Raw genomic sequence first — 11,593 nt, forward strand, 5'->3', positions numbered from 1 at the left:
TCTCGAAATACTCCTACTCATCGGCATTACTTTATAAGCCCGATGAAACCTGGTTTCCTGGGATTAAGCACAGGATAAAACCAGTTTATAAAACACTTAATTCTTACAAACATCAAGCCCTGTTACGAAAGAGCATCATTCGTTAGCAGCTTAAGGCTTACGCTGTTTAACAATTGAATGCGTGATGGTTTTGCACGGTGGACGGCTTGTCGTTTGGGGTGCAAGAGAAATCGGGTGTCCGGCGTTTTCCAAAAATGGCTTACCAAAGCAGGCTATTTTTGGAAGGCCTTGTGCCTTCATTTCAACACCACCGGCTGTCGTCGCCGGGAAATGACGGCTCCTTTTGTACGGAATTGACCGTGCCTGAATGACCAGGGTTTGTCTGCCCAACCGTGTACCAAAAACATGCGTCGCCAGTTTATTATTGGGGAAGCTCGGTACGCTGTTTTTATCGGAGGGTCTGTTGCAAGCCTGTTTTAACAAAGAAATACACCGCCAGCCCAGGGCAATCTGGCCTGGCGGCTTTTGCCTTAATGGCCAAGTCCTGGCTGCTAAGGCAAAAGCAACGCTTTTTCACCGTGGTCACTGCGGTTTCAGTGACACCTTTTGCTATCGCGAGCTTGCAATGCCGATAGCCGATCCCTGTGGGGATTGTCGCAAGCGCCTTCTACTGCTGTTATTTAACTTTAGCCTGTCCGGGATAACCATTCCCCGTCAGGTGGCTGTGTTGCCCCGGTTTTAACCCATTAAACCTGGAGCAACCCATGTTATTCATTCAAATTTTACCCGGTCAATACCAGCCTGCACATAACGATGATGTCATTGCTGAGGCGACCCATATTTATAACCAGTACCTGGATCGCGGCACGTCGTTGTCGAGTCCCATTGAAGCGGGGAAATACATCAAACTCAAGCTCATCGCGTATGAGTACGAGGTTTTCATGGTGCTGTTCCTGGATAACCAACACCGGATCATCAGTTGTGATGAGCTGTTCAGGGGCACGATCAATGCGGCCAACGTCTACCCCAGGGAAGTCGTCAAGGCGGCCCTTTTGCACAACGCGGCGGCGGTGATTTTGGCACACAACCATCCGTCCGGCATTTCTGAAGCCAGCCAGGCCGACATCAGTATTACCGAAAAACTGAAATCGGCACTGGATTTAGTCGATATTACGGTGCTGGACCATTTGGTGTGTGGTAGCGATGTGTATTCTTTAAAAGAACATGGCTATTTGTAGCGTTTTAACAGCCAGCTTTGACTTGATGATCTGATTATACTTTTACAACTTAACCTTGCCGGGGACACAGTTCCCCGTTAGGCGGATTGTGTTGCCTCGGCTTTAACCGAGGGCAACACTAATGACAAACGACACACAAACACCAGAAGGTCTGGTGCTGTTTTTAACTTGGGACACTTTTGGCATCACCCAACACCAGGCTCAGTTTCTGGTTGAAAATGGGCAAGCCGCCGATGAAGACGAAGGCTTTCGCATGGCCTGTGAAGACAGTGACCTGGTCACTTTGGAATGGGATTTTATGCTGGCCGAGTTGACTGAGAAAATGCTGGCAATCAATGCAGGTGGGCATTGGCAGGGCGAAGTTATCAACTTCGGTTGGAACAACCGTCAGGGTTTTACCGAATTTGTTGCCGATAATGGCCGCGATTTTTTAGCCAATGTCCTGCCGAAAACCGACTGCACATTCCACATTTATATTGAAGACGGATGTCGTTTTAAGATTCAAAACTTTCACCATGACTCGCCAACCGGCAATGAATGGTACACGCTTACACCTTTAACCCCCGCGCTGCACGAAGCCGCAGCGTAAAACTTTAACTGAAACCTTGCCGGGGATGCCTTTCCCCGTCAGGTGGATTGTGCTGCCCCGGCCTTAATCCGGAGCAGCACATGGCAACACGATATGTCAGTAAATTCTTCCCGCTTGGTGACGGCAAAAAAGCCGGGCGATGGGTAGGCAACCATGATCCAAGAAGTTACCGGCCACCGCGTGGGGTTTCAGCGGTGGCTGAACTGGTTGAATTTCACCCGGTCACCCAGCGTTATTTAGGTGAGTCACAGTGGTGGATGTTTTTACTGCCCGACCCCGTTAATAATGGGTAGGGTTTAGGGTGACGGTTGGGTGATGTTCCATTGCTTGGCGGCCGTCGTGAATTTAACCTTAGCTCCTGTTGTTTAGGGAGCTTTTTCGAGTGCCGGTGTACACCACCGGTATTGGTAAAAGCATCTTTGATGCAACCGGCTTTACCCGTGGTTACTGCGTATTCAGTAACACCTTTTGCTATCGCGAGCCTGCACTGCCGATAGCCGGTTCCCGTGGGAATCGTTGCAGGCGTTTTCTACTTTGCTTTTATTTAACTTTAACCTGACGGGCTAAATAATCCCCATTAGGGTTTTGTGTTGCCCCGTTTTTAACCTTTGGAGCAACACCATGACCACTGAACTTACTACTGCAATTCTTTCAACTCCCCAAGGCGCTGGATCAAACCCCGCCCTTGATGATGACGAAAAACAGCCCAGACGTTTAACATCTGAGCAATTAACCCATGAACTGCGCCAGTACACCGGCAGTGAAAACTGGTATCGGCATGGCCTTAACAGGAAAATGCACTATACCGACGGCATCAAGTTCTTTGCTGAAAATGGCGGGGAACAAGGCGCTTATTGGTTGCTGGATCTGATTGCCACTGACACTTGGCAGTTATTAAAAAAAGAGGCGTTTTTGATGGTCAGTATTACCGTCAAAGACAATAAGGCCGATTGTGTCGTCGATGATGGCAATGGCCGAGTTATCAAAACCAGCCACATCACTTACACCGACCTTCAGGCCGGTATCTGGAAGTTTTACCTGACCGGCGATATTTTGCTGTTACCCGGCGAATATTGATTTTTTAGTTGCACCACACTTTTACCTGTTTAGCCTCTGACATGTCAGGGGCTTTTTTACCCAGTGCATTAACCTCGCAGTGCTTGAAAAAACTGTGGGGTTGAGACGCGCTTTTTACTACCCGCCGGGAACAAACTTCCCTGCGGGATTGTTTTGTCTCCCGGTATTCATTTTAAAATCTGGAGATTAAACCAATGAACAAAATAGCGATGAAAGTGAACCAAGCCAATCTGGTGAAAAGTTTGAAATACAGTTTCACCAATAAGACGAACGTGTTAAACGAGCTCATGCAAAATGCTCGTCGTGCCAAGGCAACCCAGGTTGTGTTTGAATTTGCCCCCGAAACCCAAATCCTTCGGGTGACCGATGATGGCTGTGGAATCGATTCCATTGCAACATTGCTGACCGTCGCAGAATCCGGTTGGGATGCTGAGGTAATGGCAATCGAAAATCCCTTTGGGCTAGGTTTTTTATCTGCGCTGTTTGCGTGCAGTCACATCACGGTTGTCAGCAAAAGCGGCAGTCTGTGTTGTGCTACGGCGGATATCTTGTCGTTCAAACCGGTTGCTGTTAAGCCGGTGCTGGACTGGGATGGCATGACGACGATCACTTTAACTGGGGTTGAGCTGGAACTGGAACGCATCGACAGCATTTTGCAAAATGTGGCGCGTGGTTTTCCGGTTCCGGTGATACTTAACGGTAAGGTTCTGGATCGGAAACATGCACTGGATTCAGGCCTTATGTTTATAGACACGGCAATCGGATCGGTGTATTTGTCGGGTGTGGATAGGCCGGATGGTGTACATAACGAGTTTGAGGTGTATTTACAAGGCTTGCCTGTGTACAGCTCTTACAGTTATTGCCAGCACTGGTTTTCAACACGACACCGGCATGTCATCCATCTGGATTCGGCCCGTTTTTATGCACGGCTACCGGATCGCGACAAGCTAATTGATGAAATTGATGTGGTCGCTCGGATAAAGGCTATTTTGACAGCGGAACTTGAGCGCCATTTTGTGGATCTTAAAGCGAAACTGCCTGCGGAAGACTTCATCCTGTTTTACGAGATGCTGCGCCATTGGCACCTATTGGCACTGCTCAATGATGTGCCGGTGGTGCCCAGGGAAGCCTTGTTAACCATCAATGATTATCCGGTATGTAATACGGAAATCTACACAGACTTTGTGTCCATGCCCGATAACGCCATGACCCGTGCAGAGATTGAGGCAGGTGAAGTGGTGTCCATGGGTGATGACATAGCGACCGATGGTGCCGCCCGCAACCTGTTTGCCTGGAAACGGGGCAGCCTGGTTTATAACGGCGGGCTGGACAGTGGCCATTGGATACATGCGCTGGTGCGAAATCTTAAGGATGAACCGCTGTCGCTTGAGCTGGTGGATGAAACCCACGCTGCCCAGTTTCAAGGTGATTGGGTTTGGGTAGGTGTGCGCTTTTGCGAAGCCTACCGGATTCGGATCGGTGATGATTGTGTTGAAATCAGCGACGATGCCTGTTACTTGGGCAGCGAAAACGAGGAGACCGTGATTGTACCGAAGAGTGATGCGTCGGGCTATGTCCTCAAGCAAATTTCAACGTACCGGAATGAGCATGACGATTTTCAGGAATCAGCGCACGAGGCGGATATGGCGGCTTTTGCGTCATTCGTGGTGGCCAATACCGCGAACGATCCTGCGGATGCCCTGCAACGGTTGTTGCCGGTTTTTGCAGGTTGTCCGTCTTTGTATGATAAGTCGTTTGTCGTCAACATTAATGCTGAAGGCCATGTGGCTTCGGTTGTTGCTGCTTGATCGGATGTTTACTTAACCTGAGATGTGAAATAAGGAGTTTTCATATCCGTTACCGATGTTTTTAGGGCATCAAAATACCAGTTACCCACGATTTTTGTGGGTAACTCGGTTTGAGTACCGTACACTTTTTAAATCAGGGCATAGTTAGCTAATTTCATGGCGTTACCCTTAAGTCTATGCTAAATGGGGGTAGCGCTAAGTTACTGGACAATAACCTTTTTAATAGGCGACACCCCAATTTGAAGAGGCTCAAATCACACCGTTTCTTACGATGGATCAATATCTGCCAGCCATTTTGTAAAGCATACCCTCCCAGATAGATCATCCAAATGTAAGCCAAGGCTGCTGCAATTAGTAATCGAGAAACTCGCTTTGGGCATTTTAGGCCGCTTTTATGCAAATTGAATCCTCGGCTTTTCATAACAGAGTTTCAATTCTGAAACGTTGGCAATACCAAAAATGTGCTTCATATGCCGTTTCAAAACTCGTTACCCAGAATATGGGATTTTTATGCGAGCTTCCCCACCATGCTACGGCATTGACAATTGCGCTACGCTTATCGGTAAACTCAAGTCCTCCAATGTAGACTGGCTTACCACCCCGATTAGGGCATACTTCAGGCAGCTGAAAACGTTCGCCTTCTTCGTATAAGGCAGCATCCTTACTGGTACGGCACACATAATGCCAGCCGAAACCTTTGATTGTGGTTAACCATCCTGGGCCATCAAATTCCCCATCTCCGAGACAGATAACATCTGCACCTATCGGTATGAGGGATTGCACCGCCCGGATCAGTTCAATGTGCATCGCCTCAGGAAAGTGGCCTTTTTTTCCTTTGCGAGTCATCCATAACACCGGAATAGCCCTTCCTTTATAGAGCACGCTAACCATTAAGGTGATACAGCCACTTCCTGTCGTACTGCCATCGATAATAAGAACTATCGTTTGCCGCGCAAGCGCCTTCAATATTTGTTTGATGTAAGGCAGGTAATACAGGTCAATATCAACCGACTCATTCTTCAGCCAGCGACGCAACTGCATGATCTTACTTTCTTCTTGGCCTGCTTTGGGTATTTCGCTGGCAACTTCAGATAGCTTTACCTCGCCACTTTGGACAATCCCACAAATAAATCCCACCATGACATTCAGGTGTCTTGCTTGGTTACCTTTCACATCAAAACCCAACACTTTGATTAATGCTTGATGTATTGCTCTATAAACCTTATGACAATTTGGCATGGTGAATTTGCATAAAAATTCACTAAATTATCAAACTGTTAAAAAATCGCAAGGGGCTTTCAAAAAGTGTACGGTAGTGAAAACTCGGTTATATGTAGCTTTGGCTCCGAAATTAACTTTAACGGTGCGATAGGGGTGTGCTATTTGATACATTCCCAAACAACAAAGCCATCCACAACAAAGGTCGCAATGATATAATTTTAGACTTAAGTGACCTGAGGTATAAATAAATCTGGCGTATGCCGAAGTTTGATTAGTACGTTGAAGAAGGGAGGAGGAAATTGATTATTTTTTATTTGTTTAGTTTGGCGATTTGTGTAATTTGGGTGTATATGCTGGTATATCTTAACTATACGATGAATTCCTTACCTGTACTTAAAAAGCAAGTAAAACCAGCCAATTATGACGATGCTGAACTCGCCATGGTGAGTATCATTATTCCTGCCTGTAATGAAGAGGAACACTTGGAAGAGTCTTTACTTTCGCGTCTTAATCAAGATTATCCTCGATTCGAGTTAATTGTTATTAATGACCGCTCAACCGACGGGACAAAAGCGATCATAGATCGAATTGCAGCAATGGACGGCAGACTGAGACCCATTGATATTACCGAATTACCTAATGGCTGGCTCGGCAAGGTACATGCGTTACATCAAGGTGTCAAGTTGGCAAAAGGAGAATGGTATTTATTCAGCGATGCTGATATTACCTTTAAACCAGACATGTTACGGTCGGCTGTCTATTATGCACAAAGCCAACAGGTTCAACATTTGACGTGTCTACCAGAAGCAGAGCTGTACAACGACTTTTGGCTAGATGTTACCTGTATTGGATTTTTATTATTGTTTTGTAATGCTGCGCGAATTCCGGATATTAATGAAAATAAAGGGAATAACGCCATTGGCATCGGTGCGTTTAATTTAGTTGAAGCCAAGGTATTTAATCAGACCAAAGGATTTGAGTGGCTGAAAATGGAACCGGCCGATGATATGGGTGTTGGCTATATGCTCAAGCAACATGGTGCAAAATCCAGAGTGGCGGATGGCTTGGGACTCATAAAGTTTGCCTGGTATGAAAATCTCAGCCAAGCGTTTAGCGGTTTGGAAAAAAACACCTTCGGTCCCGGTTCGCAATACAGTTACTTTAAACAAATAGGGATTGTGTTGTTCTTGTTGGCTATGGGGCTTCTGCCCTCCGTTGCATTGGCGCTGGGTATGCTTAGTGGCGATGTTATTCTGATGGGAATTGGCTCTTTGGCTTGGTTAACCAATATCATCGTTGCTTTTGTTGTACCCAAAGAATCGAATAAGGAAATCCCCTTCTATCTGCTGCTGCCTATCGGCATCCTGTTAATTGCCACTATCATGGCCAACGCGGCTTGGAAGTGTTTTCAAAACCGTGGGGTCTATTGGCGGGGAACATTGTATCCTGTAGAGCAATTAAGGGCGGGGCAAAGAGTAAAGCTGTAAGGTTTTGTTGGTCGCTGCCAGGCAACGTTACAAATTTTAGCGGTAGCTGATAGGGGTTAATTAACGCCAAATTATATAACTGATGTTACGCAGCCCGTAATTTCTGCAACTCTTCATATGCCATCTGGTTGGCTTTGATGAATAGCTTAGTCCGTAGTGCAAAATGGTTGGCCTTGTGTTTTATCTTCAGACATTCCAGTTTGAATACGGCATAGATCGACATGAAGACATGGTTATTCTGGGTGGTAACAGTGCGGGTCGGTGACTTTGCCAACCCTGCATTGGATTTTAATGATTTATGGAACTCCTCGACTTTCCACCGTTTTTGGTAGATCGTGGCGACTTGTTCGCCGTTGCACGCCAAATCACTGCATACCAGATTCAATAGGCCGATGCTGCCGTCTTTGGGGTAAGTTTAAACAAACGACAGAATTGTTTCATAGGATTTTGAGCAACGACAAGACGTAAACTGTCAGTGTATTTACCTTGCCTCTCAGCCGTTGCTGTACTATTCGATGAATACCTGAAATTATGGCTTATTTTGTAATAAAACATATAGGAATATCAGACAGTTTCGTCTAATTTTATTTATCGGTTAAACGTTCGTTTTTTCTATGCCTTTCGAGTTACTGAGTGATGATGGTAACGGCTTCCCAAAAAACAGCAGGTTAAACATGGTTAAAATTGGGAAGCTTGAAAGTAGCCTAACGCCACGCCATCTCTAGTTTTTAAAGAAATTCTATGAAACAATTCTGTCGTTTGTTTAAACGTACCCATCACTTTAGATTTTTCTTTTTCTCGGATTGTTCTTTGCCATTTAAATGCGGTTGACTTAATTTCATATTTCTAATATATTGGAAATATGAAATTAAATATTGCTGTCAAAGCCTTGGCTGCCATTGCCCAGGAAACCCGTCTTTCTTTGTTCCGATTGCTTGTGCAAACAGGGGAATCAGGTCTTCCGGCAGGGCTAATTGCCAAGGAGTTAAACATCCCTAATGCCACCTTATCTTTTCACCTAAAAGAATTGTCCAATGCAGGGCTAATTACCGCTCGGCAGGAAAGCCGTTTTATCTACTATGCCGCCAATTTCGCAGCCATGAATGAACTGTTAGGCTTTCTCACAGAAAATTGTTGTGCCGGTGCTTCGTGCGGTGTTGAAACGCCTTGTTGCGAAGAAGGCGCTTAACCTTTTGATGTTCTTAACAGGAAACCCACTTTCATGAAACGCTTCCATGTCCATCTATCTGTCAGCAACCTTGCTGAAAGCATCGGCTTCTACTCGGCTTTATTCGGTACTGGGCCGAGTGTAACGAAACCCGATTATGCAAAATGGATGTTAGATGATCCGCGAATAAATTTTGCGATTTCCGAACGTGGTGCCAAAGCCGGACTGGATCATTTAGGAATCCAGGTAGATTCAGACAATGAACTGGAAGCGTTGAATCAACAGCTCACCAAGGCCTCCTTACAGGTTGAAGAACAGAAAGCGGCGGCTTGCTGTTACAGCGAAAGCAATAAATATTGGACGATTGATCCCCAAGGCATTGCCTGGGAAACGTTGAGCGAGCCACCACCGCAAACGCAAGTGGTGATGGATTCACCCACAGGGCTCCCTCATTAAAAATAGCAACCCAACCAACAGGATTTAAGATAATAGCGGCATAAACAATGATCAAGGATGAGGAAGAAATGGATTTTTTAGATATTTTTGGCCAGCTCGACGATCCCCGGATTGAACGAAAAAAGTTGCATCCGATGCCCGAAATACTACTGCTGACGTTATGCGCAGTGATCTGCGGGGCAGAAAGCTGGGATGACATAGAGATGTTTGGCAAATCGAAGTTGATGTTTTTACGCCAGTATCTGCCGTATGAGTCCGGTGTTCCGAGCGACGACACCTTGCGGCGGTTTTTCCGTGCCATTGATACCACCCAGTTCCAACACCTTTTTATCCAATGGGTTAAGGAATGGCTCAGCCCTGAAGTGGCGGGCAAGGTGGTGGCGATTGATGGCAAAACGCTACGCGGCAGCCATGAGGGCGGGCAGTCACCCATACACTTAGTGTCAGCCTTTGCCAGCGAAGCGGGAATCGTATTAGGACAGGTTAAAACCAGTGAGAAATCCAACGAGATCACCGCCATTCCTGAGCTATTGGAATGGTTGGATGTACGCGGTGCCATCGTCACCATTGATGCCATGGGCTGCCAAAAGGCTATTGCCGAGAAAATCATCGATAAAGGCGGCGATTACTTGTTGGCACTCAAAGGCAATCAAAGCGGCCTACATGATGATGTGCGCCTGCATTTTGAACAGCCCGCCCCCACGTCGTTGACCCGGATGAGCCACGCAGAAACCATTGATAAAGGTCATGGGCGAATTGAAGTCCGGCAGTGCCGATTGAGTACAGACATTGAATGGCTCAAGGAGCGCCATCCTGAGTGGAAAAATTTAAGCAGTATTATCGCGATTGACAGTGAGCGGCTCATCGGCGACACGACAACCCGGGAAACCCGATACTTTATTAGCAGCTCGCAGGCACCGGCAGCTCGGATGCTGGCCGCCGTGCGTTTGCACTGGGGCATAGAAAACCAGCTCCATTGGGTACTGGACATGTCGTTCGGTGAAGACCAAAGCCGCATACGCAAAGACAATGCCCCCGCCAATGTCGCCATTATCCGCCATGCGGCCTTGAACATGATCAGGCAAGCTCCAAAGAAACGCATGAGTGTCAAACGTATGCGCAAGGCGGCTGGTTGGGATGACTCTCTTTTAACCGAGGTTTTGGCTCAGGTATTTTAATGAGGTAGCCCTGGATTCACCCATTGAATTGAACGCGCCTACTTTGTCTGAATTGGTTGATGGCATCGCGGCGGATGGGCACGGCTTGGTGATGTTAATGGGCAAAGGCGGCGTGGGTAAAACGACATTAGCCGCCGCCATTGCGGTGGAATTGGCGCACCGTGGCTTGCCAGTGCATTTGACCACTTCAGACCCGGCAGCGCATTTAACTGAAACTTTGAATGGCGCTTTGGATAATCTAACCGTCAGTCGCATAGACCCACACGCCGAGACGGAACGCTACCGTCAACACGTTTTAGAAACTAAAGGTGCAAAACTGGATGCCCAAGGTCGCGCGTTGTTGGAAGAAGATTTGCGTTCACCTTGCACCGAAGAAATTGCGGTATTTCAAGCCTTTTCGCGCATTATTCGTGAAGCAGGCAAAAAATTTGTGGTGATGGACACCGCACCTACCGGACACACGTTATTGCTGCTTGATGCAACAGGCGCGTATCACCGTGAAGTCGAACGCCAAATGAGCAGCGGCCTACATTACCTAACCCCGATGATGCAGTTGCAAGACCCGAAACGAACCAAAGTGTTACTGGTAACGCTGGCTGAAACTACGCCAGTTTTAGAAGCGGCAAACTTGCAAGTCGATTTGCGTCGCGCTGGAATTGAGCCTTGGGCTTGGATTATCAATAACAGCGTGGCATTAGCCCAACCTCATTCGCCATTATTACGTCAGCGGGCTTTAAACGAACTCGACAAAATCGCGTCAGTGGCCGACGGCTATTCCCAACGCTACGCCGTCGTTCCGTTGCTTAAAAAAGAACCTGTTGGCATTGATTGCTTGCTGGAATTATCGGGTTACGGCGTAGATTGAAACGCTCAGAAAGCGTTATTAACTGATTACAACCCAAAGGAAAATCTATGAAAAATAAGCGCATCAGCTTAATGGTGTCTCATTTAAAGTTGCTAAAGAAACCCTACAAGCTGGTTATAATCTTTTGAGTGTCGCCGAATTGAAACAGATGATTGATGTTAAAGAAGACTTTGTGCTTATCGATGCGCACCCTACAGAGGAATACAATCTGGCATACATTGATGGCGCACGGCATTTCGGTTTTCAATCCAATCATTTGGGGAATTGGGAAAAGGACGTGGCAATGCCTAATAATCCTACGAAAGAGGATTATCGTGCCGTACTAGGGAGTGATAAAAACAAGAAAATCGTTATTTATTGCGGTCTTACTAAGTGCGGCCGCTCACATAATGCTGCCTCTTGGGCAAAAAAACTCGGCTATACCAATTTGTATCGTATGCCAGGCGGTATTTCCGCATGGATAGACGCAGGTTATTCTTACAAAACTAATCTGAATAAATAACTCG

The 11,593-nt window shown here is 46.7% G+C and carries 13 protein-coding genes and 1 pseudogene; 11 read left to right on the forward strand and 3 right to left on the reverse strand.

From position 1 onward, the window contains the following. Window positions 1-150: 150 nt before the first annotated feature. Window positions 151-483, reverse strand: coding sequence for a hypothetical protein (locus CRENPOLYSF2_RS18485; RefSeq protein ID WP_140396796.1), 333 nt, complete (start codon window positions 481-483; stop codon window positions 151-153). 281 nt (window positions 484-764) lie between these two features. Between CRENPOLYSF2_RS18485 and radC the strand changes: the two genes are divergently transcribed. The 5 genes from radC (at window position 765) to CRENPOLYSF2_RS04385 (ending at window position 4,712) form a co-directional block, all read left to right on the forward strand. Continuing rightward, the gene (gene radC / locus CRENPOLYSF2_RS04360) at window positions 765-1,238 is read left to right on the forward strand and encodes a RadC family protein (protein WP_087142736.1); all 474 of its coding nucleotides are present in this window, start codon (window positions 765-767) and stop codon (window positions 1,236-1,238) included. A 121-nt stretch (window positions 1,239-1,359) separates the two neighbouring features. Beyond that, a complete protein-coding gene (locus CRENPOLYSF2_RS04365) occupies window positions 1,360-1,827 on the forward strand; it encodes a hypothetical protein (protein WP_087142737.1) in 468 nt (155 codons plus the stop codon). 80 nt (window positions 1,828-1,907) lie between these two features. Then, window positions 1,908-2,120, forward strand: coding sequence for a hypothetical protein (locus tag CRENPOLYSF2_RS04370; protein WP_087142738.1), 213 nt, complete (start codon window positions 1,908-1,910; stop codon window positions 2,118-2,120). A 328-nt stretch (window positions 2,121-2,448) separates the two neighbouring features. Beyond that, window positions 2,449-2,904 (forward strand): DUF6876 family protein, encoded by a 456-nt coding sequence (locus tag CRENPOLYSF2_RS04375; protein WP_087142739.1) that lies wholly within the window; start codon window positions 2,449-2,451, stop codon window positions 2,902-2,904. Window positions 2,905-3,098: 194 nt separating this feature from the next. Continuing rightward, window positions 3,099-4,712: an ATP-binding protein gene (locus CRENPOLYSF2_RS04385; RefSeq protein ID WP_245807893.1), complete on the forward strand. Its 1,614-nt coding sequence runs from the start codon at window positions 3,099-3,101 to the stop codon at window positions 4,710-4,712. 417 nt (window positions 4,713-5,129) lie between these two features. Here the strand turns inward: CRENPOLYSF2_RS04385 and CRENPOLYSF2_RS04390 are convergent, their stop codons facing one another. Next, window positions 5,130-5,951 (reverse strand): transposase, encoded by an 822-nt coding sequence (locus CRENPOLYSF2_RS04390; protein ID WP_087142740.1) that lies wholly within the window; start codon window positions 5,949-5,951, stop codon window positions 5,130-5,132. A gap of 281 nt (window positions 5,952-6,232) precedes the next feature. Here CRENPOLYSF2_RS04390 and CRENPOLYSF2_RS04395 point away from each other — a divergent pair, with 281 nt between their 5' ends. Next, on the forward strand, window positions 6,233-7,420 hold the full coding sequence (locus CRENPOLYSF2_RS04395) for a glycosyltransferase family 2 protein (RefSeq protein ID WP_087142741.1): 1,188 nt from the start codon (window positions 6,233-6,235) through the stop codon (window positions 7,418-7,420). 85 nt (window positions 7,421-7,505) lie between these two features. Here the strand turns inward: CRENPOLYSF2_RS04395 and CRENPOLYSF2_RS04400 are convergent. Beyond that, window positions 7,506-7,826, reverse strand: a pseudogene (locus CRENPOLYSF2_RS04400) (transposase); the annotation flags it as partial. A gap of 456 nt (window positions 7,827-8,282) precedes the next feature. Between CRENPOLYSF2_RS04400 and CRENPOLYSF2_RS04405 the strand changes: the two are divergent. The 5 genes from CRENPOLYSF2_RS04405 (at window position 8,283) to CRENPOLYSF2_RS04425 (ending at window position 11,589) form a co-directional block, all read left to right on the forward strand. Next, complete coding sequence (locus CRENPOLYSF2_RS04405; protein WP_087142742.1) at window positions 8,283-8,609, forward strand: ArsR/SmtB family transcription factor; 327 nt, start codon at window positions 8,283-8,285, stop codon at window positions 8,607-8,609. 33 nt (window positions 8,610-8,642) lie between these two features. Continuing rightward, the gene (locus CRENPOLYSF2_RS04410) at window positions 8,643-9,044 is read left to right on the forward strand and encodes an ArsI/CadI family heavy metal resistance metalloenzyme (protein WP_176371030.1); all 402 of its coding nucleotides are present in this window, start codon (window positions 8,643-8,645) and stop codon (window positions 9,042-9,044) included. 68 nt (window positions 9,045-9,112) lie between these two features. Continuing rightward, complete coding sequence (locus CRENPOLYSF2_RS04415) at window positions 9,113-10,222, forward strand: ISAs1 family transposase (RefSeq protein ID WP_272867686.1); 1,110 nt, start codon at window positions 9,113-9,115, stop codon at window positions 10,220-10,222. A 28-nt stretch (window positions 10,223-10,250) separates the two neighbouring features. Further along, a complete protein-coding gene (locus CRENPOLYSF2_RS04420; RefSeq protein ID WP_473206028.1) occupies window positions 10,251-11,087 on the forward strand; it encodes an ArsA-related P-loop ATPase in 837 nt (278 codons plus the stop codon). Window positions 11,088-11,211: 124 nt separating this feature from the next. Continuing rightward, the gene (locus tag CRENPOLYSF2_RS04425) at window positions 11,212-11,589 is read left to right on the forward strand and encodes a rhodanese-like domain-containing protein (RefSeq protein WP_140396797.1); all 378 of its coding nucleotides are present in this window, start codon (window positions 11,212-11,214) and stop codon (window positions 11,587-11,589) included. Window positions 11,590-11,593 lie beyond the last annotated feature (4 nt).

The organism is Crenothrix polyspora, from assembly GCF_900163755.1.
Classification (GTDB): domain Bacteria; phylum Pseudomonadota; class Gammaproteobacteria; order Methylococcales; family Methylomonadaceae; genus Crenothrix; species Crenothrix polyspora.

What these genes read in the sequence shown, in the direction of transcription:
- radC (WP_087142736.1), top strand. Translation starts at nt 765, where the DNA reads ATGTTATTCATTCAAATTTTACCCGGTCAATACCAGCCTGCACATAAC.
- CRENPOLYSF2_RS04365 (WP_087142737.1), top strand. Translation starts at nt 1,360, where the DNA reads ATGACAAACGACACACAAACACCAGAAGGTCTGGTGCTGTTTTTAACT.
- CRENPOLYSF2_RS04370 (WP_087142738.1), top strand. Translation starts at nt 1,908, where the DNA reads ATGGCAACACGATATGTCAGTAAATTCTTCCCGCTTGGTGACGGCAAA.
- CRENPOLYSF2_RS04375 (WP_087142739.1), top strand. Translation starts at nt 2,449, where the DNA reads ATGACCACTGAACTTACTACTGCAATTCTTTCAACTCCCCAAGGCGCT.
- CRENPOLYSF2_RS04385 (WP_245807893.1), top strand. Translation starts at nt 3,099, where the DNA reads ATGAACAAAATAGCGATGAAAGTGAACCAAGCCAATCTGGTGAAAAGT.
- CRENPOLYSF2_RS04390 (WP_087142740.1), bottom strand. Translation starts at nt 5,951, where the DNA reads ATGCCAAATTGTCATAAGGTTTATAGAGCAATACATCAAGCATTAATC.
- CRENPOLYSF2_RS04405 (WP_087142742.1), top strand. Translation starts at nt 8,283, where the DNA reads ATGAAATTAAATATTGCTGTCAAAGCCTTGGCTGCCATTGCCCAGGAA.
- CRENPOLYSF2_RS04410 (WP_176371030.1), top strand. Translation starts at nt 8,643, where the DNA reads ATGAAACGCTTCCATGTCCATCTATCTGTCAGCAACCTTGCTGAAAGC.
- CRENPOLYSF2_RS04415 (WP_272867686.1), top strand. Translation starts at nt 9,113, where the DNA reads ATGGATTTTTTAGATATTTTTGGCCAGCTCGACGATCCCCGGATTGAA.